Source organism: Pseudomonas sp. GD03903 (assembly GCF_029840045.1).
Lineage (GTDB): Bacteria > Pseudomonadota > Gammaproteobacteria > Pseudomonadales > Pseudomonadaceae > Pseudomonas > Pseudomonas pseudonitroreducens.
Map to the genome: position 1 here is coordinate 15,696 of NZ_JAOCBT010000004.1, position 24,138 is coordinate 39,833.

The window sequence follows — 24,138 nt, forward strand, 5'->3', positions numbered from 1 at the left end:
CAGCGGCCCTGCGACGATTCACCGCCACTACCCTGCCGTAACCCGCCAAAGCGCCGCCGGTTTTGTCCTTCAGCCTGCTATTATCGTCGCACTTTGCCCTTCATGCAGGCTGCGCGCCGCGCCTGCCCGTTTCAGCGAGAGAGATCCATGAGCGTAGAGAAGACCAACCAGTCCTGGGGCGGCCGCTTCAGCGAGCCCGTCGATGCCTTTGTCGCCCGCTTCACCGCTTCCGTCGACTTCGACAAGCGCCTCTACCGCCACGACATCATGGGTTCCATGGCCCACGCGACCATGCTGGCCAAGGTCGGCGTGCTGACCGACGCCGAGCGCGACACCATCATCGATGGCCTGAAGCAGATCCAGAGCGAGATCGAAGCCGGCACCTTCGACTGGCGCGTCGACCTCGAAGACGTGCACATGAACATCGAAGCACGCCTGACCGACCGCATCGGCATCACTGGCAAGAAGCTGCACACCGGCCGCTCGCGCAACGACCAGGTGGCCACCGACATCCGCCTGTGGCTGCGTGACGAGATCGACCTGATCCTCGCCGAGATCACCCGCCTGCAACAGGGCCTGCTGGGCCTCGCGGACGCCGAAGCCGACACCATCATGCCCGGCTTCACCCACCTGCAGACCGCCCAGCCGGTGACCTTCGGCCACCACCTGCTGGCCTGGTTCGAGATGCTCAGCCGCGACTACGAGCGTCTGGTGGACTGCCGCAAGCGCGCCAACCGCATGCCCCTGGGCAGCGCCGCGCTGGCCGGCACCACCTACCCCATCGACCGGACCATCACCTGCGAACTGCTGGGCTTCGAAGCCATCTCCGGCAACTCGCTGGACGGCGTCTCCGACCGCGACTTCGCCATCGAATTCTGCGCCGCTGCCGCCGTGGCGATGATGCACCTGTCGCGCTTCTCCGAAGAGCTGGTGCTCTGGACCAGCGCCCAGTTCCAGTTCATCGACCTGCCCGACCGTTTCTGCACCGGCTCCTCGATCATGCCGCAGAAGAAAAACCCGGACGTTCCTGAGCTGGTGCGCGGCAAGTCCGGCCGCGTGTTCGGCCACCTTGCCGGCCTGCTGACCCTGATGAAGGGCCAGCCGCTGGCGTACAACAAGGACAACCAGGAAGACAAGGAACCGCTGTTCGACGCCGCCGACACCCTGCGCGACAGCCTGCGCGCCTTCGCCGACATGGTTCCGGCGATCAAGCCCAAGCGCGAGATCATGCGTGAAGCTGCCCGCCGCGGCTTCTCCACCGCCACCGACCTCGCCGACTACCTGGTGCGCCGTGGCCTGCCGTTCCGCGACTGCCACGAGATCGTCGGCCACGCCGTGAAGTACGGCGTGGACAGCGGCAAGGACCTCGCCGAGATGAGCCTGGACGAACTGCGCCAGTTCAGCGACCAGATCGACGACGATGTGTTCGCCGTGCTGACCCTGGAAGGCTCGGTGAACGCCCGCGACCATATCGGCGGCACTGCACCGAACCAGGTTCGCGCTGCTGTCGTGCGCGGCAAGGAACTGCTGGCTTCGCGTTAACAGCCATCGGCCGCGCCGCCCGGCGCGGCCGATCGAGGGGAAAGGATTCCCATGCTCGACGATCTCCCCACCGCCCTGCTGGGGCGCCTGCTCCGCCTTCTGCTACTGGGCTTCGAGTTTCTGCTCGAAGGTCTGCTTGACGCCCTCTTCAACCGCTTCAGCTATCTGCTCGGCTGGCTCTTCCTGCGCCTGATCACACTGGGCAGGCGACCGTGCGGGCCGGCATCTCCCGACGATTTCCGGGGAACCGACTGGCTGGTGCAACTTGTTGGCGCGCTGGTGCTGCTCACCGTGCTGGCGCTGGTCTTCTGGCGAGCGCTAGGTCCGACCTAGAAAGCCCAGCTGCGCCGGCGTCAGCCGCAACATGCGCGCGGCCTTGTGCTCGGTCAGGGCCGGCAAGTCGTTCTCCGGCAGGCGTGCCGCGCTGGAAGCCAGGTTGACGATCAACGCCTCGCGGCTGAACACGCCGTTGTCGATGGCATAGGCCGCGGCGATCAGGTTGCGCAGCTCCAGCGGCAGGCGCCAGCGGGTACGCAAGGCGGAGCCAAAGCTCGCACCGTGCGCCTTCAAGGCCTTATCCACATCCGCCTCGCCCAGCTCGCCGCCGGCGCTGTGCCAGTCCTGCAGGCTGCGCAGCAGCGCGAGGTCGCCCAGGCAATGCAACAAACCAGCGGTGAAGCAGCGGTCGGCGTCTGCCCCCAGCGACTCGGCCAGGGCAAAGGCCGCGTCGGCGGTATGTCGGGAAAGCTCCCAGAAGCGCTCGGCACGCTCCTTGAGCAGCGGATCATTGAGGGTGGCTGCGCGCTGCAGGGCGACCGCCAGCATCAGGTTCAATGCCTGCGCCACACCCAGCCGCGACAATGCCTGCATCAGCGTCTGGCAGGGCATGCCGACGTGCCGTGCAGCACTGTTGGCGGCGGAGATCAGGCACGCAGTGATCTGTGGATCGTGACCGAACTCCTGCTCGAGCATTTCCAGGTTGATATCGCTGGCTTCCATGCAACGATTCACCGCTGCACCGACCTCACCCATCAGCGGTGCGCCCTCGGTGGCATCGCGTTCGGTCTGCAGGAAGCGCTCCAGCGACAGGCTCTGCTCCAGGGTTGGCAACTCGCAGACGACGCTCTCGCCCGGCGCCAACAGCAATGAGCGCAGGCGCTCGCGCAGGTTCTCGGCATTGAAGGGTTTGACCAGGTAGGCCGTGGGCGCAAGCGGCAGGGCGGCGCGCACACTGGCGGCATCGGCCTTGGAGCTGATCAGGATGAATGGCTGGGCGACCGGCCCGCGGCGGCGCATGCGCACGTGGCGGAGCAATTCCAGGCCATCGCTGCCGGGCAATTCGCGCTCGGCCAGAATCAGGGCGAAGGGATGGCGGCGGCAGGCCTCGATGGCCGTGTCGCCGTCCTCGCAGAATTCGACGCTCGCGTCGCAGCGCACACTCAGCACCAGTTGGCCAAGCAGCTCACGGCTCCAGGGATCGCTGGCAGCCACCAGCACGCCGGGAGAAACGCTCATGGATCACACCTCGTTCGGGACGAACGCCGTCGCGGGCGGAAACAACCGATCCAGAGCCTTCCCTGTCGAATGCCCAGTCCTTCGGATGCCGCCGGCCAACGGCCTACGGATACTGCGCAGCGTAGTCCAAAGCCCTCAGGCTTCCCATGCGCGCCATCAACTTCGGAAGACAATTCTCACAAAAAAAGACGCACAAAAAGAAAGGCCCGCTTGCGCGGGCCTTTCTCCTGAACGGCTAGAGCGATGAGGCTCAGGCCAGTTCGTCGAAGCACTCGGCCAGGATGGCCAGGCCTTTGTCCAGCTGCGCGTCCGGGATGGTTACCGGCATAAGGAAGCGGATCACGTTGTAGTAGGTACCGCAGGAGAGCAGGATCAGACCTTTCTCACGGGCACGAACCACGATCTTGCTGACCAGTTCAGCGGCCGGCTTGTTGTGATCGCCGCCTTCGAACAGCTCGATGGCGATCATCGAACCCAGGCCGCGAACGTCGCCGATTACCTTGTGCTTGGCCTGGATGTCGCGCAGGCCAGTCTTCAGGCGCTCACCAACGGCTTGCGAACGGTCCAGCAGCTTCTCTTCGTCGAACACTTTCAGCACGGCCAGGGCCGCGGCGCAAGCGATCGGGCTACCGGCGTAGGTGCCGCCCAGGCCGCCCGGAGCGATGGCGTCCATGATCTCGGCCTTGCCAGCAACGCCGGAGATCGGGAAGCCGCCGCCAACGGATTTGGCGAAGGTCGTCAGGTCCGGGACGATGCTCAGTTGCTCGGTGGCGAAGAAGGTGCCGGTACGGCCAGCACCGGTCTGCACTTCGTCAGCGATCAGCAGGATGCCGTGCTCGTCGCACAGGGCGCGCAGGCGCTGCATGAAGGCCTTGGAGTTGACGTAGAAGCCACCCTCGCCCTGAACCGGCTCGATGATGATGGCAGCGATGTCGCGCGGCTGAGCGTCGTTCTTGAAGATGCGCTCGATGCTGGCGATGGACTCGTCTTCGCTCACGCCGTGCAGTTCGCACGGAGCCAGGGCGCGGAAGATGCCGCCCGGCATCAGGCCCATGCCAGCGGAGTACGGAACGACCTTGCCGGTCAGGCCCAGAGTCATCATGGTACGGCCGTGGTAGGCGCCGGTGAAGGCGATCACGCCAGCGCGGCCGGTGGCGGCACGGGCGATCTTGACGGCGTTCTCAACAGCTTCGGAGCCGGAGGTGACCAGCAGGGTCTTCTTCGGGAAGTTGCCCGGAACGCGCTTGGCGATTTCTTCGGCCAGCTCGATGTAGGGCTCGTACGCCAGCACCTGGAAGCAGGTGTGGGACAGCTTGGTCAGTTGCTCCTGAACGGCAGCGATCACTTTCGGGTGCAGGTGACCGGTGTTCAGTACGGCAATGCCGCCGGCGAAGTCGATGTACTCGCGACCTTCGACGTCCCACACGGTGGAGTTCTCGGCGCGCTCGGCGACAACCGGGTGGATCTGGCCTACACCGCGCGGTACGGCGGCCTGACGACGTTGCAGCAGGGATTCGTTGGTTTTGCTCATAGCTTCCTCAGTGGCCGCTCATCGGGCGACCGGATCAAAGGATGAAAGCGGGGAGAAGCCTCACGCGACAGCATACGATGATCGACTGTCGTGGAACTTGCGGCCCGCCAGACGGGTTGTCCGGTGCTACCACCGGAAAACGCCGGCGCGAAGGTGGCTGTCAGCTCTTGCCTGCCACCCCGCGCCCACGGAAAAAACGGATCAGATACCGCCGAGGCAGAGGTATTTGACTTCGAGGTAGTCCTCGATGCCGTACTTCGAACCTTCACGACCCAGGCCCGAGGCCTTGATGCCGCCGAACGGTGCGACTTCGTTGGAGATCAGGCCGGTGTTGATACCCACCATGCCATATTCCAGCTGCTCGGCAACGCGGAATACGCGGGCCAGGTCGCGGGCGTAGAAGTACGAAGCCAGGCCGAACTCGGTGTCGTTGGACATGGCGATGACTTCGGCCTCGTCCTTGAAGCGGAACACCGGCGCCAGCGGGCCGAAGGTTTCGTCCTTGGACACCAGGGCGCTCTTCGGTACGTCGACCAGGATGGTCGGCTCGAAGAAGGTGCCACCCAGGCTGTGCGGCTTGCCGCCAGTGAGGACTTTGGCACCCTTGGAAACGGCGTCGGCAATGTGCTCTTCGACCTTGGCAACAGCCTTGGAATCGATCAGCGGGCCGGTGGTGACGCCCTGCTCCAGGCCGTTGCCGATGTTCAGCTTGGCCACGGCGGCCTTCAGCTTCTCGACGAAGGCGTCGTACACGCCGTCCTGTACGTACAGGCGGTTGGCGCAGACGCAGGTCTGGCCGTTGTTGCGGTACTTGGAGATCAGCGCGCCTTCGACGGCGGCGTCCAGGTCGGCATCGTCGAACACGATGAACGGAGCGTTGCCGCCCAGTTCCAGGGACACTTTCTTGATGTCCTTGGCGCATTCGGCCATCAGTTGGCGACCGATCTCGGTGGAGCCGGTGAAGGTCAGCTTGCGCACGATCGGGTTGCTGGTCAGCTCGCCGCCGACTTCGCCGGCGCTGCCGGTGACCACGCTGAACACGCCCTTCGGAATGCCGGCGCGCTCGGCCAGCTCGGCCAGGGCCAGGGCGGAGTACGGAGTCTGCGAAGCAGGCTTGAGCACCATGGTGCAGCCAGCGGCCAGGGCCGGGCCGGCTTTACGGGTGATCATCGCCGACGGGAAGTTCCACGGGGTGATAGCCGCGGTCACGCCGATCGGCTGCTTGATCACGATGATGCGCTTGTCGGGCTGGTGGCCCGGAATGGTGTCGCCGTAGATGCGCTTGGCTTCTTCACCGAACCACTCGAGGAAGGAGGCGGCGTAGGCGATTTCGCCCTTGGCTTCGGCCAGCGGCTTGCCCTGCTCGATGGTCATCAGGCGAGCCAGGTCGTCCTGGTTGGCGATCATCAGGTCGAACCACTTGCGCAGCTTGTTGGCGCGCTCCTTGGCGGTCAGTGCACGCCAGGCCGGCAGGGCCTTGTCGGCGGCTTCGATGGCGCGACGGGTTTCGTCGGCACCCATCTTCGGCACGGTACCGATGATCTCGTTGGTAGCCGGGTTGTTCACGTTGATGGTCTTGCCGTTATCGGCGTCGACCCAGGAACCGTCAATGTAAGCCTGTTGGCGGAACAGCTTGGCATCATTGAGTTGCATGACCTGTCTCCTTTCGAGGAAAGCCTGTGGACGGCGGGTCTGCTTGGAGTCCCGCCTGCCTTGTTGTCTGGATGGGAGAGACCGCAGTCTCTGCCGTTCATTCGCCCCGACCGACCCGTATCGGCGCCGGAGGCGAATGCCGCCCCTGCACGGAGGCGACGCCCGGCGAACGGCTCTTAGTTCGCTCGGCATGCGGACACGAAAAAACGCAGGCCGGGGTCATTGCCCGGTCTGGTTGAACTCGTTCACGCACAGATTCCCGGGCTCTGCCCAGGAGTACGACTGCCCTACAACCTTCCGGTACGCTGATCGACGGAAGCCGCACGGAGACCTGTCACAAGGGACATGCGGTGGGTGCAACGGAAGACTGTCATCCCGCAGGCTGATGGCCGGCTGGTGTGATGCCAATTCTCCGGTCTCCTGTTGTTGTGATGGGGAGGCGTTTGAAATCTCAAACGAATCCTAGGGCCCTCGACTGCAAAGGGCAATAGCTCGTTCGACAAAACCAACGAAGGTATCAGGTTGCAGCGGGTTTTCGGAGCACTTCTACCGACAAGCGGCTGTTTTCGTTCGATATCATGAACGAGCGTACCTGCATTGGACGCCCGCACGGGAGATGCGTATGATTGCCGCCTGCCGCGCCAGCCGCGGCATACGCACCAGTAGCTCAGCTGGATAGAGTACTGCCCTCCGAAGGCAGGGGTCGTGGGTTCGAATCCCGCCTGGTGCGCCATCTATGTTGTTTCGAACTGCTTCATGCTGCCTGCGAAACTGCCTGAAAGAGCCCGCCCTGAGCGGGCTTTTCAGTTTCTACCGGCAACGCAGCGCGAGCTTCAGCACCGCTATCGTGGCGGCAGGCGCAAGTTCGAGGATCATCCTCGACAGGCGACGATTCAACTTCACCACCCAAGGTTGTATAAGCCTGCTGCCAACGCGCGAGAAAAGGACTCACCGCCCATGCTCCGGCTCCTGCTGCCAGCCCTGCTGCTGCCCCTTGCCGGGTGCGCCACCAAGCCGCCGGCGCACCCGGAAAACCTCTGCGAGATCTTTCGCGAGAAGCCGAAATGGCACGATGCGGCGCTGAAGATGCAGAAGCGCTGGGGCGGGACGATCCAGGTGCCGATGGCGATGATGTACCAGGAGTCCTCCTTCAGGCACGACGCCCTGCCACCCCGTTACTACTTCCTCGGCTTCATTCCCTGGGGCCGGGTCAGTACCGCCTACGGCTATGCCCAGGCCAAGGACGAGACGTGGGCGGACTACAAGAAGGAAGCGGGAGGCTGGGGCGCCGACCGCGATGATTTCGCCGATGCGCTGGACTTCATGGGCTGGTACATGAACAAGACCTACAGCGTGAATCGCGTCTCCAAGTGGGATGCCTACGCCCAGTACCTGAACTACCACGAGGGCTGGGGCGGCTATCGCAATCGCAGCTACGACGCCAAGCCATGGCTGAAGGCGACGTCACAGAAGGTCCAGGCTCGCGCCTCGCTGTACGGCGCCCAGTACAAGAGCTGCGAGCAGGAGCTGTCGAGCGGCGGCTGGTTCTAGCAACCCCGAATGTTCACGCGACAGCGCAGGGGCGCTCAGCGCCCCATGATCCGCTGGTATTCGTCGCGGTATTCCTCGTACGGCAGGTTGCGCTGCTGCAACTCCATCAAGCGCTGCTCCTTGGTCAGCGGCCGGGAGACATGGGCGACAGTTTCCGCCGCGGTCGGCGAAACCGGCTGCGGGAGGGCCTCGGGCGGTTGCGCCGGGGTGGTAGCGGGCAGCGGCGCCGGCAGGCTGCGTGACGGGCGGGCGACCAGCAGGGCGCTGGTGATCTCGTCGACGATCTGTTCCGACACCGCACTGACTTCCGACGAGCCCATGGAGGTGAACAGGTCGCCGTCGGCTTCGCTTTCGTAACGGCGCGAGGCGAGTAGCTGGCCGGTGAGGCCATCGTGATAGCGCACGGTGGAGGCGATCCATTCTTCGCCATCGTTGCTCGTGCGGTTGTTGGCGCCATGTCCGGCGCCAACCTCGATGACCACCAGGGTCGACAGGGTATCGGTGGCGCGCGGCTCGCCCTCCTGCTCGGTGAGCTGGTAGTCCGCCGAACCCGCCTCGTCACGCAGCGCCTCGCGCCAACTGGCCTTCAGCGCACCCCAGCGCGGGTTGGCCGCCACGCTGGCGTCGGGCTGGAAATTCACCACCATCACGTGGCGAGTGTCGCGGTAAAGCGAGATGGGCGCGGTGCGCTCATCCCGGCGGACGTCCGAGGAGCATCCGCAGATCAGGGAAACGGCCAGGGCGAGCGTGACGTTGCGCATGGTGCTTTCTCTTTATTGTCTGCCGGCATTCTGCCAGCCAATCATGACGCCCGGGTATCGTCTGAAGGTCAGCCCGCTTACCAGTCCTCGTCATCCAGGCCCGGCTGATACTCCTCCGCTTCCTCATCATCGGCCTGGTGATCGTCAGGCTGATCCTCGAAGAATGCCGCATCCTCCTCGAGCAGGCCGTCGAGGTCGTCATCGAGGTCCAGCAGGTGGTCGTGTTCGGGCTCGTGGAGGTCGAGGTCGTCGTCAGTCATGGCCGGTCTTTCGTGGGGGGAAACAGGGAAGGGAATCACAGTATAAGTCGCGCCGCGGGCGGATGACGCTCGCGTGACGGCGGACGGCGCTTTCCGGCCTTGCCGGATCGCGATTCGTCCACGATTCTCTATGAACCACGGGCGCTGCGCCGTGAGACGACGAACAGGGGGTAGGAATGAAGACTGTGGCTCAGCTGTTGAACGCCAAGGCGGACCAGCAGGTTTACACCATCGCCCCGGATGCGCTGGTGATCGATGCATTGCGCCTGATGGCGGAAAAGAACCTCGGTGGCCTGCCGGTGGTGGAGGCCAACCAGCTGGTCGGCTTCTTCAGTGAGCGCGATTACGCCCGACGCCTGGCGCTCAAGGGGCGCAACTCGGAGGACACGCCGATCAGCGCGGTGATGACCGCCCCGGTGATTACCGTGGACACCCACCTGAACGTCGACAAGTGCATGGGCATCATGACCGAGCGCCACCTGCGCCACCTGCCGGTGGTGGAGAACGGCGAGCTGCTCGGGCTGCTGTCCATCGGCGACCTGGTCAAGGCGGCCATCGCCGAACAGGCCGAACTGATCCAGCAACTGGAACAGTACATCCGCGGCGAGTGAGCGTCCCGGCGGTCGCTCAGCGCGCGGCCGCCGTAGCCACCGCGCCACTGTGCATGTCGACGATGCTCAGGCAGCCGTCGGCGTAGCCGCTGCCCGTGTCGATGTAGTGAGTGTTGCCCAGCGGGCGCACGGCGCTTTGCGCGGTATGGCCGACATACAGGCGCTCCAGCCCGGCGATGGGCGTGGCGTCTTCCTTCTCGATCCGCGTGCGCGCCCACATCACGATGGCGGCGGCGCGTTGACGGGCATCTTCGCCAAGCTCACCGGCCAGCGCCGCCACACCGCTGTCCCAGTCAGGGAACGCCGGCGTGATCGGCACCTCGGCGTGCACGATGCCGGCGCGACGGCCATCGCCCAGTTCCACTTCGATCGCCAGCGGTAACTGTTGCAGACGGCGGGCAATGCGCTCGCGGGTGAGCGGTGTGAGCTTGTACAGCCAGGCACCGCCGTTGCGCAGGTGCAGGTCGCGATCGTCCCCCGCCAGCACGATATCGATGACCAACTGCTCGTGATTGCCGCGCACCGATGCAAACCAGGGCTTGGCCAGCCAGTCGAGCACTTGCGGGGAATAGGGCCCGCGATCCACCAGGTCGCCAGCGGCGAACAGGCGATCAGCGGCGGGGTCGAACCCGACCTGTCCGAGCAGGCGCTCGAGCAATTCGAAATGGCCGTGCACATCCCCCACCACGAAGTCGCGGCCACGCGGGTTGCGCGGAAATCGTTGCACGGACTGCTCCGGCAAGAGCGTATTCATTACCAACTCCAGGGCTTTCAAGGACACAGTTTAACAGCTGCACATTGCGTTCCAGCGGCACTGCGACGAAAGCCTCGGGGGGTCTGCTGCCGCGCTGCTGCTCAGGCAGCGACGCCCCCAGCATTGGCTGCTGCCCCAGCAGCACAGCGCCCGCAAGCCGATAGTAAAACCCATATTTATCAGAGAGTTAATCGACCAGCAGGAAGCGGTACGGAAGTTGCGATGTCCCCTTCAAGCCAACCGGCCTTTTTCACGCGTGAGCCAACAGAAGCGCAACGCAATAACAGCTTGATGCCTTGCGGCGACGACCGAGCACCACAGAGCCAGCCGTCATTTCGCCGCCCCCTGGGGACACCATGTTCAAACGCAATACCCTTTCCCTCGCCGTCGTCCTGGGACTCGCCAGCCTCGGCGCGCATGCAGCCGACGGCGACACCCAGAGCCAGGAAGAAACCAGCGCCGCGCCGACCCTCGGCAAGGTGGTGGTGACCGCGCAGAAGCGCGAAGAGTCGGTACAGGAAGTACCGGCGCCGATCACCGTGCTGAGCGGCGAGAAGATCCGCGATGCCTCGCTGCAATCGGCCAACGAAGTCACCCGCTACACCCCCAACGCGTCCGCCGGCACCACCGACGGCCACGGTCGACCGCGCTGGTGGATTCGCGGCCTGGGTACCGGCGACCAGGGTGCCAACACGGTCAGCCCGATCGGCATCTACGTCGACGATGTGTACATCGCCAACATCAGCGCCACCGGCTTCCCGCTGTTCGACCAGGAGCGCGTGGAAGTGCTGCGCGGCCCGCAGGGCACGCTGTGGGGCAAGAACACCACGGGCGGCGCGATCAACTTCATCTCGCGCAAGCCGACCTTCAGCCCCGAGGGCTACTTCAAGGTCGACATGGGCAACTACGCCAACCGCATCGTCGAAGGCGCGGTGAGCGACGCGCTGGTGGACGACAAGCTGGCCGGGCGCGTGTCCTTCCACCACCAGGGCCGCGACGGCTACACCGAGAACAGGAACGACGGCAACGACCAGGGCGCACTGGAAGACGACGCCGTGCGCCTGCAACTGGCCGCGCGGGTGAACGACAACCTCGACGCCAACCTCAACGTCCACGCCCGCCACTACCACGACACCGCCAGCTACAACACGGTGAGCTACGGCACCCGGCCCAACGGTACCAACCAGTTCGGCTACTCCATCGATCCGGAACTGGGCAAGGCCAACTTCAACGCCAAGTACCAGGCCGAGATCGACCAGGCCGGCAGCAGCCTCAACCTGGTCTGGCAGCTGGGCGAGCTGGAGCTGACCTCCATCACCGCCTTCGAACACTTCACCCGCGACGGCTGGACCGACAGCGACAACACCCCGCTGGAGCTTCAACGCAGCTACAGCTATGCCGACAGCCAGCAGTGGTCGCAGGAACTGCGCCTGGCCTCGCCGCGCAGCGACCGGCTGAACTGGGTGCTGGGCTTCCACTACTTCAACGAGGACCTGGAATCGAAGAACGCCAACGCGGCGCTGCCCAACGTCTACGTGCCCAGCTACTACAACAACGTCAGCTACGACCAGAAGACCGAAAGCTACGCGATCTTCGGCAGCACCACCTACAACTTCACCGACGACTTCAGCCTCACCGCCGGCCTGCGCTGGACCCGCGAGACCAAGGACATCGATCTCTCGCGCCTGGTCAACCAGGGCGCTGCGCGCTTCGGCGACGGCCACTGGTGGCAGCCGGGCAACGTCGACTCGCCGCTGATCGTCAACGCCACCCAGGACGAGAGCAACACCTGGAGCGACTACAGCTGGGACCTGACGCCCGAATACCGGATCTCCGACAACGCCCGCGCCTACTTCCGCTATGCCCGTGGCTTCCGCTCCGGTGGCTATAACGCCGGCGTCACCAGCCAGGCCACGGTGGCCAAGGTCGATCCGGAATACCTCACCTCCTACGAGCTGGGCCTGAAGTCGGAATGGTTCGATGGCCGCCTGAATGCCAACGCCAGCGTCTTCTACTACGACTACAAGGACATCCAGCTCAACATCGTCACCGCGGTGAACAACCAGACCGTCTCGCGCCTGGCCAACGGCGCCCAGGGCGAGGCCTATGGCGCCGAGTTCGAACTCGAAGCCATCCCGCTGCAGAACCTGCACGTCAACTTCGGCCTGGGCCTGCTGCACACCGAGTTCACCGACTACACCTCGGGTACCGACGACTACTCCGGCAACCATTTCGTCCGCGCGCCCAGCGTCTCGGCGGTGATCGGCGCCGACTACCGCATCCCGCTGAACGTCGGCGGCGCGGTGATCCTCGGTACCGACTGGAACACCCGCAGCCGCCAGTACTTCTTCACCAACGACCAGAGCGCCAACATGCGCAGCGGCGGCTACACCCTGGGCAATGCGCGGGTGACCTACGAGCTGCCCGGCGAAACCACCCGCGTCACCGCCTACGTGAACAACCTGACCGACAAGGAATACCGCAACCACACCCTGCCGGGCGGCTACCAGACTGCCGCGGTGATGTTCGGTGATCCGCGCACCTTCGGCGTCTCGGTCACCACCGACTTCTGAGCGAGGTAACTGCCATGTCCCTGATCCATCGCACCTTGCGCCGCCTCTTGCCAGCCGCCGTGCTGCTCGCAGGCGGCGCGTTGGCCGCCGAGCAGCCCACCACCCTGCGCATCGCCACGGTGGCCTACGCCAACGCCGGGCAGATCACCTTCAACGGACCGGCCTATGTTATCGACCGCGACAAGTGGCTGGAGCAGCAACTGGCCCAGCGCAACATCAAGCTGGAGTGGGTGCCCGCCGCCACCGGCTCGGTGGGCACCTTCGTCAACGAGGAGTTCGCCAACCAGCGCATCGACTTCGCCTTCTACGGCGACCTGCCGTCGATCATCGCCAACGCCTCGGGGGTGCAGACCCAGCTGATCGTCCCCGGCGGCATCGGCAACAACGTCTACCTCGTGGTGCCACCGGGCTCCACGGCGAAATCCATCGCTGACCTCAAGGGCAAGCGCATCGCCCTGCACCGTGGCCGGCCGTGGGAACTGTCGTTCGCCAAGCTGCTGGAAGCCAATCACCTGGGCTTCGAGGACTTCCGCATCTTCAACCTCAACCCGCAGGCCGGCGCCGCCGCATTGAGCGCCGGGCGGGTGGATGCGTTCTTCACCCTCAGCGATGCCTTCCTGCTGGAGGACAAGCAGGTCGGCCGCGTCATCTGGTCGAGCAAGGAGGCGCCGGCCGACTGGAAGATGCGCGCCGAAGTCTGGGGCGCGCGGGATTTCGTCAAGGATCATCCGGACCTCACCCAGCTGGTGGTGGACGCCTACCTGAAGGCCGCGTGGTGGGTATCCCAGGACGCCAACCAGGCGGCGTACCAGCAAGCACAATCACGCTCCGGCGTACCGCTGAGCGTGCTGCAACGCGAAGTCGCCGGCGAGCCGTGGCCAGCGCACTTCTCCCCGCTGTACGACGATGCCCTGCGTCAGCACTACACCGACGGCATCGCCTATAGCCTGAAGGCGAAACTGATCCGCAACGCGGTGAAGGTGGACGACCTGCTGGAACCGAAGTTCGTCGAGCAGGGATTGAAGAATCAACAGCTCGAAGGATTCTGGAAAGAGCAGGTGAAAACCGTCGCCAGCCAGCCCTGACATTCCTGACACCAATGAAAATAATAAAGCCCCGTTCTCGGGGCTTTATTATTTTTCGGCAAACTTACAGGAGCAACTGTTCATAACAAGTAGCTGCCCCAGCACCACTGTAAAAGCAGTTGCTGCAGCAACAGCAGAGAAACACCTGAAATTCGCACTAAACCGCTCTAAAACGCATGGCACAGAGCTTGCTCAGGCTAATTGGTAAATTATTAAAAGCCCCGAGCGACTGCCATGAAGCATGCAAGAGATTTTCGATTGAAACCGCTGGCCATTGCATTATCCAGCGCCCTTTTATTCAACGCTGAAGTTGCACTTTCCGACGAATCCAATAGCGCCGGAAATATCACCCTGAGTACCGTCACGGTCCAGGGGCAAAGCCAGGAAACCCAGGTCGGCGATGCCCGCAAGGAAGTCGCCCCAGTCTCCAAGGGCACCCTCACAAAATCCCAGCTGGAAAAGTTCGTCGGCCTCGACAGTGCCGTCACCGGCGCCCTCAAATACCTGCCCGGCGTGCACGTCAGCGGCGGTGACAACAGCGGCATCACCGAAGGCGGATTGAACATCCGCGGCTTCTCCCAGGACCAGATCGGCTTCGTCCGCGACGGCATCCCGCTAAACGATCCGCAGTTCCTCACGCCCCACGCCGACTTCATGGGCGACCCGGAAAACTACGAGTCGGTGTCGGTGCTTTACGGCTCCTCCTCGATCAACGCGCCGACCCTCACCGCCAGCGGCGGCAGCGTGCTGATCAAGTCCGTCGCGCCGACCAGGGAAAGCGGCCTGCTGGTGAAGCAGAACGTCGGCAGCGACAGCCTGTTCCGCACCTTCGCGCGGGTGAACACCGGCGAGGTGAACGGCTTCTCCGCCTGGCTCTCGGCCTCACGCACCACCGCCGACCTGTGGGACAACAGCGGCGGCGAGCTGTCCTCCAACCGCTACGAAGGCAACCTGCAGTACGAGTGGGACGGCAACCGCATCAACGGCCTCTTCTCCAGCTTCCTGATGCGCACCAACAGCTACAACCACCCGACGCTCGCCGAGTACCGCGCCAACAAGTACGACCAGGGCTACCCGCGCGACATCTACCCGACCAAGGGCAACGGCACCAACGGCGTACCCGACGTCACCGTGCCGGGCCAGAGCGCGGCGGCCTCGCGCGCCGACTTCAAGATCCAGACCTACGCGCTCAACGGCCTGTTCAACCTCTCCGACAAGGTCCAGCTGAAGGTCGATCCGTACTTCGTCCGCGTCACCGACGGCACCGCCGCCGTGGCCGTGGTGCCGGTCAACGAGAACAAGGTCAACGCCGATCTCAATGGCGACGGCGACAGCATCGACCCGCTGGTGACCGGCGCGCTCAGCGTCTACCCGACGCAGTACCGCATCGGCTCCACCAATACCCTGGACTTCCTGGTCAACGACGACCACACCCTGCAACTGGGCCTGTGGACCGACTACACCCACGCCCGCAACCAGTTCCCGGTGGTCGAGATCAAGGGCAACGGCAAGCCCGCCGGCATCGACGGCAGCCACAAGCTGCGCGACGGCAACGGCAATGCCATCTACTTCACCGACCAGCGCAACGAGATCACCACCCAGAAGCTCTGGGTGCAGGACACCTGGGACATCACCTCGCAGCTCGTCCTCACCGGCGGCCTGGCCTGGCAGCACACGCAGAACAAGGGCGACGATCGCCTCAGCGACTTCAACGACAGCGCCGACTACAACCGCTTCCTGCCCAGCCTGAGCCTGAGCTACCAGCTCGACCCACAGCAGCAGCTCTACTACAACACCACCTCGAACATGCGCACTCCGGCGGTGGCCTCGGTCTACGGCCAGGCCAACGGCGGCGACAAGCAGAAGCCGGAAGTCACCTGGAACCAGGAGATCGGCTGGCGCTACAGCACCGATGACGTGCTGCTCAGCGCGGCGCTGTTCTACGACAAGTTCAAGGATCGCCAGGCGGCGTTCGAGGAAGTCTCCGGCGTCACCTCCTACTTCAACGCCGGCGACGTCACCACCAAGGGCCTGGAGCTTTCGCTCAACGGCCTGCTGCCGGCGAACTTCAACTACTTCGCCTCCTGGACCTACCTGCGTTCCACCCAGGACGACGACTACAGCGCCGGCGGCGCCAGCCTCGACACCAGGGGCAACCAGCTCTACGACACCCCGCGCAACCTGTTCAGCGCCGGCATCGGCTACGACAACCAGACCTTCTACGCCAACTTCCTCGGCCGCCACACCGGCAGCTTCTACGGCGACCTGGCGAACAACGAGAAGATCGGCGGCTACACCGTGTTCGACGCCAACCTGGGCTACCGCCTCAAGGACCTGGGCAGCGCGCTGAAGGAAACCACCCTGACGCTCAACCTCAACAACGTCTTCGACAAGCACTACCTGTCGGGCGTGAACTCGGGGACGGTCTCCGCCGACCCGGCCGACGGCGACTTCTACGGCGCGCCGAAGTACTACAAGGGCGCACCGCGCGCCCTGGTCGCCGGCATCTCCGTCGGCTTCTGATCACCCTGCACGCGCCCGGTGCGGGAGCGCCGGGCCGGGAGGCGACATGACCACTCCTCGCTACGACCACATCATCGTCGGCGGCGGCAGCGCCGGCAGCGTGCTTGCCAGCCGCCTCAGCGCCGACCCGCAACGCCGCGTCCTGCTCATCGAAGCCGGCCCGGACACTCCACCCCACGCCACGCCGGCGGAAATCCTCGACGGCCACAACCCCTTCCGCCTGCGCCTGGAGCTGCGCGATCGCTATTTCTGGCCGGACCTGAGCGTCCGCCACGGCGCACAGCCCGAAGGCGTCGAGCGCCCCGAGCGCTATCTCGAACAAGCCCGCGTGCTTGGCGGCGGCTCCAGCGTCAACGTGCTGGTGGCCAACCGTGGCCTGCCGCGCGACTACGACCAGTGGGCCGAACTCGGTGCCGAAGGCTGGGGCTGGGACGACGTGCTGCCGTACTTCCGCAGGCTCGAACGCGACACCGATTACGCCGGCCCACTGCACGGGAACGACGGGCCAATCCCGATCAGCCGTGTCTCCAACCGCGACTGGACGCCCTTCACCCGCTCCGTGGTCTCGGCGCTGCAAGCCGAAGGCCTGCGCGACATCGGCGACCAGAACGGCGTGTTCGACGACGGCTACTTCGCACCCGCAGTAAACCTGGAGCATGGCCAACGCGTGTCCGCCGCCCGTGGCTACCTCGATGAAGCAGTACGCGCACGGTCCAACCTGACGCTGTGGACCGACAGCCAGGTACTCGGCCTGCAACGCAACGGCACGCGCATTACCGGCGTCGAACTGCAACGTAACGGTGAGCGCATCACTGTGGGGGCTGGCGAAGTCATCCTCGCCGCCGGAGCGCTGCAATCGCCGGCCTTCCTGCTGCGTAGCGGCATCGGCCCGGCCAGCCAATTGCAGGAGCTGGGCATCGAGGTAATCGCCGACCGCCCCGGCGTCGGCGGCAACCTGTGGGAGCACAGCTCGCTGGGCACCCTGGCCACCCTGGGCGATGCCGCGCGCTCGGACGCCGTGCTGGCGCGGCCCGGCACCTCGCACCAACTGGGTATCCGGGTGTCCTCGGGCGTCGATCCGCACACGCCCTCGGACCTCTACCTGGCCATCGGCGCAGACGCCGAGCGCGGCGTGGCGCACGCGCTGTTCTGGATCAACAAACCCAGCTCCAGTGGCCGCCTGACCTTGCGCGATCGCGACCCGGCAAGCCCGCCGCAGGTCGATTTCAACCTGCTCTCCGACCCTCGCGACCTGCAACGCGCACGCGTGGCGCTGCGCACCATCCAGCGCCTGTTCAAGCACCCGGTCCTGGCGCGCTACGAACTGCAACTGGCGCTTACCCCCTTCGCCGTGCCGCAACCGGGCGGGCCGAAGCTGGAAACCCTGCTGGCCGACGACGCGGCGCTGGAAGCCTACCTGCGCCGGCACATCGGCGGCGTCTGGCACCCCAGCGGCACCTGCCGCATCGGCACCGCCGATGACCCGCAGGCCGTGGTCGACAGCGCCGGCCGCGTCCACGGCGTTGAAGGCCTGCGCGTTGCCGACGCCTCGATCATCCCGGTGATCCCCACCGCCAACACCAACCTGCCGACCCTGATGCTCGCCGAGAAAATCGCCGACGCCATCCTGGGCGGTGCCTGAGGAACTCGCCATGTCGCGCTATGAACTGCTGATCGATGGTCGCCTGCAGGCGGCCGAGCACTACGACCGGGTGATCGACCCGGCCAGCGAGGAAATCGTCGGCGAAGCCGCCCGCGCCAGCCTGGCGCAGGTCGACGCGGCGGTGGACGCCGCGCACCGTGCCTTCCCGGCCTGGGCCGGCGATCTCGACGTCCGCCGCCAGAGCCTGGCCCGAGCCGCCGAACGAGTACGTGAGAATGCCCAGGCGCTGGCCGAGCTGATCACCCGCGAACAGGGGCGCCCGCTGCGCTCGACGCTGGAGGAAGTGGCTGGCGTCGCCGCCACTTTCGAGCACCACGCGCAGCTGGAGCTTCCCGCCGACACCCCGTTGCGCGACGACGGCGAACGCCTGGTGCGCATCACCCGCAAACCCCTGGGGGTGGTCGCCGCGATCACGCCGTGGAATGTTCCGCTGATCCTGCTGGTACTGAAGATCGCGCCCGCCCTGCACGCCGGCAACAGCGTGGTGGCCAAGCCCTCGGAGCACACGCCGCTGTCCACCCTGCTGCTGGCGCGACTGCTGGGCGACGTGTTCCCCGCGGGTGTGTTCAACGTGATCGCCGGTGCGGGCGAGGTCGGCGAACAGCTGGTACGTCATCCCCGCGTGCGCCACGTGACCTTCACCGGCAGCGTCGCCACCGGCAAGCGCCTGTATGCCGGTGCAGCGGACGACCTCAAGCGCCTGACCCTGGAACTGGGCGGCAACGACGCCGCGCTGGTGCTGGAAGACGCCGACCTCGACGCCATCGTCGAACCGCTGTTCTGGGGCGCCTTCTGGAATAGCGGCCAGGTGTGCTTCGCAATCAAGCGCCTGTACGTGCATGAAAGCCTGTTCGAGCCCTTGCTGTCGAAACTTGCCGAACGCGCCGAGCGCACCCGCCTCGGCCATGGGCTCGACCCGCAGGCGGAACTGGGGCCGCTGACCAACGCGCAGCAACTGGAACGGGTGATCACCCTGGTGGAAGACGCCAAGGCTCATGGTGCGCGCATCCACAGCGGCGGCGTGCGGCCCGATGGCCCCGGTTATTTCTACCCGCCGACCCTGGTCAGCGGCGTGGCGGCCGGCGTCGCGCTGGTGGATGAGGAGCAGTTCGGCCCGGTGCTGCCGCTGATCCCGTTCCACGACGAGGAGGACGCCATCGCCCAGGCCAACGCCAGCCACTATGGCCTCGGCGCCTCGGTATGGACCCGCGACCTGGCGCGCGGCGAAGCCATCGCCGGGCGGCTGGAGGCGGGCCTGGCCTGGGTCAACCAGCACGGCCACATCCAGCCCGGCGCTCCCAAGGGCGGACACAAGTGGAGCGGGCTCGGCTACGAAGGCGGGCAACGCGGTCATGAGGCCTTCAGCGAGCTGCAGGTTCTGAACATTTCGCGGCGCTGAAACGATTCAAAAGCCCCCACCCTGCCCCTGGCTACGCGCCCCGCTCCTCAAGCGGGAGAGGGGACCGCTCGGCGCAGGATGGAACGGCTGCGTCAGCCAGCGCGGACTGCCCCCTCTCCCCAAGGGAGAGGGCTGGGGTGAGGGGAAAAACGCCGGCGCAAGCCTTCCCGGAAAACAGACAGCCATTGCAACCCAACTCTCAAAGAGGATTCCCCGATGCGTGCCGGAAGCTGGCCCTCGATCCTGCTCACCCTGGCCTTCGCCGTGATCATCGCGGCATGCCACGGCAAGACCATCCTGCTGGTCGCCGACATCGCCAACGCATTCTCGGTCAGCCCCTCGCGGGCCAGCTGGGTAGTGTCGGCGGTGGCGGTGGTCGCCGCCCTCGCCTCGCCCCTGGTCAACTGGATCGTGGCGCGGGTCGGCGAACGCCGCGCCATCGTCTTCGGCCTGTTGCTGGCGGCGGCGTGCAGCTACCTGGCGAGCCGCACTGAAGATTTCACCACGCTGATCACCCTGCGCGTCATCGAAGGCGCCGGCTACATCAGCGTGGTGCTCGCCGCACTCGCCTTGCTGGTGCACACCACCGAAGGCCGTCGCCGCACCACCGCGCTGGCGTTCTGGTCGGTGGCCTCGCCCCTGGGCGGGGCCATCGCCATCTTCGCCGTGGCGCCCTATGTCGGCGGCCAGCATGGCGAATGGCGCAACGCCTTCAGCGGCCACGCGCTGGTGCTGCTGGTCCTGCTGCTGGCGACGCCGCTGCTGCCATCGGTGAACCTGGCGACCCGCAGCGAGCGCCACTCCCTGCGCCAGACCTTCCGTCTCTACGCCGACCCGTCCGTGCTGCGCCTGGCCCTGGCCGTGGGCGCACCGCTGACCGTGGCGCTGGGCCTGGTGACCATCACCCCCGACTACTTCATCCACAGCCTGGGCGTCGCCCCTTCGACCATCGGCGTGATCTCCACCATCGGCATCCTCTCCAGCGTGCTGGCCGGGCTGCTCGCCGGCTTCGTGCTCAACCTGCGCTTCTTCGGCCCGCTCGCGGTGGTCGGCGGCGCGCTGATCGGGGTGGTGCTGGAGGTGCTGGTGTTCATCCCCGGCATCGCCGCGTCCACCGCCATCGTGGCGAAGATCGTCCAGGGCTTCGTCGGCAGCTTCGTCGTCGCCTGGGTGTTCACCAGCATCCCGCGCATGAGCCGCGGCGGCGACGTGATGGGTGCCGGCGGCGTGGCAGAGCAGGCGCTGTACCTGTCGATGTTCCTCGGCCCGGTGCTGCTGTTCCCGCTGTTCAGCCTGCCCTCGCGCCTGCCGTTCTTCGCCGTGCTGATCGTCGCCAGCCTGCTGCCGCTGTTCCTGCTGCCACTGGGGCTGCGCTGGCGCGCAGCGGAACCGCCGGTAACCGCCTGACAAAGTCGGCCCCAGCAGGACGCTCACACTCGCGCTGTCCGTAGGATGGGTGGAGCCTGCGATACCCATCAGCCATGACCGGGCGAAACACGATGGGTATCGCTTCGCTCCACGCCATCCTACAAAGGCACGCCGGAAAGCCTGGTGTGTGAGTGTGTGTAGGAGCGAGCTTGCTCGCGAACAAACCCCGCTGCGGGCTCGGATCGAAAGCAAGAACTGGGCGTCTCCCTCGCTCCTACAAAAGCATCCGAGGTGGCTGGCCCATCCCGAGGAAATGGCAACCGCAGAGTGCTATCATATGGCGATAGCATTTCTGGATGCAGAACCGCCACCGTAAAACCCTCGCCATGATCTTCCGCACGCCAACCAGTGCATCGATAGTCTTTACCGACATCGAAGCTCTGGTTCTGCATCTGGGCGGCACCGTGGATAAGCGTGAAGGGTCACGGGTGAAATTGGTTCTGCATGGCCAGACCTGGCGCTGCCATCGCCCGCATCCAGGCAAGGAGGCCAAGCGTTACCAGGTCGAGGAAGCCCGGGAATTCCTGCGTCGGGCCGGAGTGGAAGCATGAGCCGCATGACCTACAAGGGCTACATCGCCCGTATTGAGTTCGATGATCGTGATGACCTCTTCGTCGGCCGCCTGCTGGGCGTGAACGACATCATCAGCTTCCATGCCGACAGCGTTGGTGGGCTGCATGCTGCCTTCCAGGATGCCGTCGAGGATTACCTGGCCGACTGCGCGGAGCGCGGTGTGGAACCGGAAAAGCCGGCGTCCGGCAAGATCATGCTGCGCATCCGCCCGGAAGTTCACGCCGCCGCCGCGATTGCCGCCAAGGCGTCCGGCAAGAGCCTGAACCAGTGGGCGGAGAGTGTTTTCGAACGCGCAGCCCGCAGACGCACCAGCGGTTGAGTGCAGATTTGTAGGAGCGAGCTTGCTCGCGAACCGAGCCCACAGCGGAGCCTGTTCGCGAGCAAGAACTGGGCGCCCCCTCGCTCCTACGAAAAGCCGTCGATTCGCAGCCACGAAAAAGCCCTCGCAAGAGGGCTTTTTCAGTTCAGGCGAAGGTTCAGGCCGCCGCGCCCAGCAGCTTCTGGCCCTGCTCCCAGAGGCCGGTCATCTTCCATTGCTGTTCCAGCACGCCGGGGCCGAATTCCTGGGAGCCGCCGAGGCCTTCGGCCAAGCCCTGGAAGTAGGCGCCTTCCTCGATCAGCAGGATCAGCTTGGACGCCTTGATCAGGTCCTCGCCCCAGAAGGTCGCGCCGCCGTTGGCTTCGAGGATGGCCGGGGTGTGCGGGTTCTCGGCGATCCTGTCGAGGATGAACAGCGGCTCGGGCTGGCGGCGGTCGATGTAGATCGGCAGCTCGCGGGCCAGGGTCACGCGCTGGGAGGCGGCGTAGCGGATCGGCAGCTCGCGGTGGGCGCTGGCCCAGCCGCCGAGGTACGGCGTGTGCACGTGGATCACCACGTTGATTTCCGCGCGCGCCTGGAAGATCGCCGCGTAGCGCTTGCCGTTGCCGCCGGCGCCACGGCCGCTGAGCGGGGTCGCTCCGGCGATGCTTTCGTCGAGGATCACCTCGCCGTCCCAGGTCGAAATCACCGCGCGGATTTCCTGGTCGTCCGCCCAGGGGTTGGGCGCATGGACGGCGATCACCTTGTCGCTGTCCGGCACGCGCACGTAGGCCTGGTAGGTATTGGTGGCGGTGAGGGTGCGGCTCTCCTTGAGCACGCGGAAGGCCTTGGCGAAGTCGCGGCGGACCTGTTCGAGCTGGCTGGCGAGTTGCGGGTCGAGGGTGGACATGGAGTGCCTCCTGGCAGTCGGGGATGGATGAACCGCGTGGCGGTGTTCCAGGGACTGAGCAGGACTTGTGCCATTAAAAAATATTCCAATTAATCAGAAAGTTACGAAATTGTCCTGGTTACATCAGGACAGCAACCGCGGCTGAACGGGAGAAATTGCTGCCCGTCCAGCATCCCCTGCTGACCAGCTGCTGCTGTACAGACAAACGCCCTGCTGCAACAGCAGCACACTGCCCTGCAAGCCGCGCGTTGCCTGGCCTGCAGCCTTTGGGCACAGCCCTTGCTCAAGACCTTGCACGAGCAGCACGACGCTGCCCCCGCAAAGCAAAGGAGCACGGCCATGAGCACCGAATTCTTCTGGCGACTGCCGCTGGGCAGCGACGGTCCCTATCTCGCCTCGGACAAGAACAACCGTGGCAGCCACATCGAGCGCCCCGGCAACATCGCCCCGGGCCGCCTGCCCAACGGCGAGCCGGACGGTTTCACCTACATCGACTACATCGCCCAGGTCGCCAAGGCCGCCGAGATCGCCGGCTTCGAAGGTGCGCTGCTGCCCACCGGACCGGAGCCGTGGATCGCCGCCGCCGCACTGGCCCGCGAGACCCGGCGGATCAAGTTCCTCATCGCCTTCCAGGCCGCCTGGACGCTGCCGGCCTACGCCGCGCAGCAGGCAGCGATCCTCCAGCACCTGTCCCGCGACCGCCTGGAGTGGAACATCATCACCGGCGGCAACCCCGCCAGCCAGCGCGCCAACGGCGACTTCCTCGAGCACGACAAGCGCTACCAGCGCACCGGCGAGTTCCTCGACATCATCGACGGCCTGTGGAAGAACGAGCAGTTCTCCTACCAGGGCGATATCTACCAACTGGAGAACGGCTCGCTGCCCATCGCACTGCGCAACGTGCGCAAGCCGGGCGTGTACTTCTCCGGCTTCTCCGACCCGGCGCTGGACGTCGCGGCGAAGCACGCCGACGTCTACCTGAACTGGGCCGAACCCATCGACAAGCTCAAGCCGCACCTGGAGCGCGTGCGCGAGCTGGCCGACAAGCAGGGCCGTGAAATCCGCTTCGGCATCCGCATCGACCTGTTCGCCCGCGAGACCGAAGAGGCCGCCTGGAGCGAGCTGCGCCGCCAGTACGAGCGCATCGACGCGCGCACCAGCGCCTTCATCAAGAACTTCGCCACCGGCTCGGACTCCGTCGGCGCCGCACGGCAGACCGCCTACCACCAGAACGTCGAGCGCTTCGACGACCTGATCCTCGGCCCCAACCTCTGGGCCGGCTTCGGCAAGGCCAAGCCGGGTCCGACGATCGGCCTGGTGGGCAGCCACGAGAACGTCGCCGAGCGTCTCGCCGAATACCGCGACGCCGGTTTCTCCACCTTCATCCTCGCCGGCAATCCGCACCTCGAAGAAGCCCTGCGCATCGGCCAGGAAGTGCTGCCGCTGGTGCAGGGCAAACGCGCCGACATCCACGAACTCAAGGCCCGCGCCTGACCCACAAGGAGCTG

Annotated in this window: 20 protein-coding genes and 1 tRNA gene; 14 read left to right on the forward strand and 7 right to left on the reverse strand. The window is 65.5% G+C overall.

The features are described 5' to 3' along the window. The first annotated feature begins 147 nt into the window (after positions 1 to 147). Both argH and N5C91_RS07060 read left to right on the forward strand, forming a co-directional pair. Positions 148 to 1,542: an argininosuccinate lyase gene (gene argH / locus N5C91_RS07055; RefSeq protein ID WP_037014656.1), complete on the forward strand. Its 1,395-nt coding sequence runs from the start codon at positions 148 to 150 to the stop codon at positions 1,540 to 1,542. Positions 1,543 to 1,593: 51 nt separating this feature from the next. Then, positions 1,594 to 1,875, forward strand: coding sequence for a hypothetical protein (locus tag N5C91_RS07060; RefSeq protein ID WP_236172091.1), 282 nt, complete (start codon positions 1,594 to 1,596; stop codon positions 1,873 to 1,875). Here N5C91_RS07060 and N5C91_RS07065 read toward each other — a convergent pair. From N5C91_RS07065 to gabD, 3 genes are all read right to left on the reverse strand, one after another. Next, positions 1,861 to 3,057, reverse strand: coding sequence for an HDOD domain-containing protein (locus N5C91_RS07065; protein ID WP_279828697.1), 1,197 nt, complete (start codon positions 3,055 to 3,057; stop codon positions 1,861 to 1,863). The genes N5C91_RS07060 and N5C91_RS07065 overlap by 15 nt on opposite strands. A 250-nt stretch (positions 3,058 to 3,307) precedes the next feature. Then, on the reverse strand, positions 3,308 to 4,588 hold the full coding sequence (gene gabT, locus N5C91_RS07070; RefSeq protein ID WP_279828698.1) for a 4-aminobutyrate--2-oxoglutarate transaminase: 1,281 nt from the start codon (positions 4,586 to 4,588) through the stop codon (positions 3,308 to 3,310). 201 nt (positions 4,589 to 4,789) lie between these two features. Further along, positions 4,790 to 6,241, reverse strand: a complete 1,452-nt coding sequence (gabD, locus tag N5C91_RS07075; protein ID WP_054910195.1) for an NADP-dependent succinate-semialdehyde dehydrogenase — start codon at positions 6,239 to 6,241, stop codon at positions 4,790 to 4,792. A gap of 656 nt (positions 6,242 to 6,897) precedes the next feature. Between gabD and N5C91_RS07080 the strand changes: the two genes are divergently transcribed. Continuing rightward, a tRNA-Arg gene (locus tag N5C91_RS07080) sits at positions 6,898 to 6,974 on the forward strand. A gap of 224 nt (positions 6,975 to 7,198) precedes the next feature. Continuing rightward, a complete protein-coding gene (locus N5C91_RS07085) occupies positions 7,199 to 7,792 on the forward strand; it encodes a hypothetical protein (protein WP_279828699.1) in 594 nt (197 codons plus the stop codon). Positions 7,793 to 7,827: 35 nt separating this feature from the next. Here the strand turns inward: N5C91_RS07085 and N5C91_RS07090 are convergent, their stop codons facing one another. Further along, complete coding sequence (locus N5C91_RS07090) at positions 7,828 to 8,553, reverse strand: hypothetical protein (protein WP_236172099.1); 726 nt, start codon at positions 8,551 to 8,553, stop codon at positions 7,828 to 7,830. A 77-nt stretch (positions 8,554 to 8,630) separates the two neighbouring features. Continuing rightward, positions 8,631 to 8,813 (reverse strand): hypothetical protein, encoded by a 183-nt coding sequence (locus N5C91_RS07095; protein ID WP_236172101.1) that lies wholly within the window; start codon positions 8,811 to 8,813, stop codon positions 8,631 to 8,633. A 176-nt stretch (positions 8,814 to 8,989) separates the two neighbouring features. Here N5C91_RS07095 and N5C91_RS07100 point away from each other — a divergent pair, with 176 nt between their 5' ends. Then, the gene (locus N5C91_RS07100; protein ID WP_081518744.1) at positions 8,990 to 9,424 is read left to right on the forward strand and encodes a CBS domain-containing protein; all 435 of its coding nucleotides are present in this window, start codon (positions 8,990 to 8,992) and stop codon (positions 9,422 to 9,424) included. Between the two features lie 16 nt (positions 9,425 to 9,440). Here the strand turns inward: N5C91_RS07100 and N5C91_RS07105 are convergent, their stop codons facing one another. Continuing rightward, entirely contained in the window at positions 9,441 to 10,178 is a 738-nt protein-coding gene (locus N5C91_RS07105) for a metallophosphoesterase (protein WP_279828700.1), read from the reverse strand. Between the two features lie 356 nt (positions 10,179 to 10,534). Between N5C91_RS07105 and N5C91_RS07110 the strand changes: the two genes are divergently transcribed. The 8 genes from N5C91_RS07110 (at position 10,535) to N5C91_RS07145 (ending at position 21,741) form a co-directional block, all read left to right on the forward strand. Next, positions 10,535 to 12,751, forward strand: a complete 2,217-nt coding sequence (locus tag N5C91_RS07110; RefSeq protein WP_279828701.1) for a TonB-dependent receptor — start codon at positions 10,535 to 10,537, stop codon at positions 12,749 to 12,751. A 14-nt stretch (positions 12,752 to 12,765) separates the two neighbouring features. Continuing rightward, positions 12,766 to 13,836: an ABC transporter substrate-binding protein gene (locus N5C91_RS07115; RefSeq protein WP_236172107.1), complete on the forward strand. Its 1,071-nt coding sequence runs from the start codon at positions 12,766 to 12,768 to the stop codon at positions 13,834 to 13,836. Between the two features lie 234 nt (positions 13,837 to 14,070). Further along, positions 14,071 to 16,359 (forward strand): TonB-dependent receptor, encoded by a 2,289-nt coding sequence (locus tag N5C91_RS07120; RefSeq protein WP_279828702.1) that lies wholly within the window; start codon positions 14,071 to 14,073, stop codon positions 16,357 to 16,359. A 46-nt stretch (positions 16,360 to 16,405) separates the two neighbouring features. Further along, positions 16,406 to 18,001 (forward strand): GMC oxidoreductase, encoded by a 1,596-nt coding sequence (locus N5C91_RS07125; RefSeq protein WP_279828703.1) that lies wholly within the window; start codon positions 16,406 to 16,408, stop codon positions 17,999 to 18,001. 10 nt (positions 18,002 to 18,011) lie between these two features. Beyond that, positions 18,012 to 19,421, forward strand: coding sequence for an aldehyde dehydrogenase family protein (locus N5C91_RS07130; RefSeq protein WP_279828704.1), 1,410 nt, complete (start codon positions 18,012 to 18,014; stop codon positions 19,419 to 19,421). Positions 19,422 to 19,637: 216 nt separating this feature from the next. Continuing rightward, the gene (locus N5C91_RS07135) at positions 19,638 to 20,828 is read left to right on the forward strand and encodes an MFS transporter (RefSeq protein ID WP_236172114.1); all 1,191 of its coding nucleotides are present in this window, start codon (positions 19,638 to 19,640) and stop codon (positions 20,826 to 20,828) included. A gap of 317 nt (positions 20,829 to 21,145) precedes the next feature. Then, the gene (locus tag N5C91_RS07140; RefSeq protein WP_236201559.1) at positions 21,146 to 21,400 is read left to right on the forward strand and encodes a type II toxin-antitoxin system HicA family toxin; all 255 of its coding nucleotides are present in this window, start codon (positions 21,146 to 21,148) and stop codon (positions 21,398 to 21,400) included. Beyond that, the gene (locus N5C91_RS07145) at positions 21,397 to 21,741 is read left to right on the forward strand and encodes a type II toxin-antitoxin system HicB family antitoxin (protein ID WP_236201560.1); all 345 of its coding nucleotides are present in this window, start codon (positions 21,397 to 21,399) and stop codon (positions 21,739 to 21,741) included. The genes N5C91_RS07140 and N5C91_RS07145 overlap by 4 nt, the downstream gene beginning before the upstream one ends. Before the next feature lie 157 nt (positions 21,742 to 21,898). Here N5C91_RS07145 and N5C91_RS07150 read toward each other — a convergent pair whose 3' ends face one another. Next, positions 21,899 to 22,630: a class II aldolase/adducin family protein gene (locus tag N5C91_RS07150; protein WP_279828705.1), complete on the reverse strand. Its 732-nt coding sequence runs from the start codon at positions 22,628 to 22,630 to the stop codon at positions 21,899 to 21,901. A gap of 339 nt (positions 22,631 to 22,969) precedes the next feature. On the opposite strand from N5C91_RS07150, the gene N5C91_RS07155 reads away from it, so the two are divergent. Then, a complete protein-coding gene (locus tag N5C91_RS07155) occupies positions 22,970 to 24,124 on the forward strand; it encodes an LLM class flavin-dependent oxidoreductase (protein ID WP_236172116.1) in 1,155 nt (384 codons plus the stop codon). Positions 24,125 to 24,138: the final 14 nt, after the last annotated feature.

Excerpts from the sequence above, each read along its gene's own strand:
- argH (WP_037014656.1), top strand. The coding sequence starts at position 148 with ATGAGCGTAGAGAAGACCAACCAGTCCTGGGGCGGCCGCTTCAGCGAG.
- N5C91_RS07060 (WP_236172091.1), top strand. The coding sequence starts at position 1,594 with ATGCTCGACGATCTCCCCACCGCCCTGCTGGGGCGCCTGCTCCGCCTT.
- N5C91_RS07065 (WP_279828697.1), bottom strand. The coding sequence starts at position 3,057 with ATGAGCGTTTCTCCCGGCGTGCTGGTGGCTGCCAGCGATCCCTGGAGC.
- gabT (WP_279828698.1), bottom strand. The coding sequence starts at position 4,588 with ATGAGCAAAACCAACGAATCCCTGCTGCAACGTCGTCAGGCCGCCGTA.
- gabD (WP_054910195.1), bottom strand. The coding sequence starts at position 6,241 with ATGCAACTCAATGATGCCAAGCTGTTCCGCCAACAGGCTTACATTGAC.
- N5C91_RS07085 (WP_279828699.1), top strand. The coding sequence starts at position 7,199 with ATGCTCCGGCTCCTGCTGCCAGCCCTGCTGCTGCCCCTTGCCGGGTGC.
- N5C91_RS07090 (WP_236172099.1), bottom strand. The coding sequence starts at position 8,553 with ATGCGCAACGTCACGCTCGCCCTGGCCGTTTCCCTGATCTGCGGATGC.
- N5C91_RS07095 (WP_236172101.1), bottom strand. The coding sequence starts at position 8,813 with ATGACTGACGACGACCTCGACCTCCACGAGCCCGAACACGACCACCTG.
- N5C91_RS07100 (WP_081518744.1), top strand. The coding sequence starts at position 8,990 with ATGAAGACTGTGGCTCAGCTGTTGAACGCCAAGGCGGACCAGCAGGTT.
- N5C91_RS07105 (WP_279828700.1), bottom strand. The coding sequence starts at position 10,178 with ATGAATACGCTCTTGCCGGAGCAGTCCGTGCAACGATTTCCGCGCAAC.
- N5C91_RS07110 (WP_279828701.1), top strand. The coding sequence starts at position 10,535 with ATGTTCAAACGCAATACCCTTTCCCTCGCCGTCGTCCTGGGACTCGCC.
- N5C91_RS07115 (WP_236172107.1), top strand. The coding sequence starts at position 12,766 with ATGTCCCTGATCCATCGCACCTTGCGCCGCCTCTTGCCAGCCGCCGTG.
- N5C91_RS07120 (WP_279828702.1), top strand. The coding sequence starts at position 14,071 with ATGAAGCATGCAAGAGATTTTCGATTGAAACCGCTGGCCATTGCATTA.
- N5C91_RS07125 (WP_279828703.1), top strand. The coding sequence starts at position 16,406 with ATGACCACTCCTCGCTACGACCACATCATCGTCGGCGGCGGCAGCGCC.
- N5C91_RS07130 (WP_279828704.1), top strand. The coding sequence starts at position 18,012 with ATGTCGCGCTATGAACTGCTGATCGATGGTCGCCTGCAGGCGGCCGAG.
- N5C91_RS07135 (WP_236172114.1), top strand. The coding sequence starts at position 19,638 with ATGCGTGCCGGAAGCTGGCCCTCGATCCTGCTCACCCTGGCCTTCGCC.
- N5C91_RS07140 (WP_236201559.1), top strand. The coding sequence starts at position 21,146 with ATGCAGAACCGCCACCGTAAAACCCTCGCCATGATCTTCCGCACGCCA.
- N5C91_RS07145 (WP_236201560.1), top strand. The coding sequence starts at position 21,397 with ATGAGCCGCATGACCTACAAGGGCTACATCGCCCGTATTGAGTTCGAT.
- N5C91_RS07150 (WP_279828705.1), bottom strand. The coding sequence starts at position 22,630 with ATGTCCACCCTCGACCCGCAACTCGCCAGCCAGCTCGAACAGGTCCGC.
- N5C91_RS07155 (WP_236172116.1), top strand. The coding sequence starts at position 22,970 with ATGAGCACCGAATTCTTCTGGCGACTGCCGCTGGGCAGCGACGGTCCC.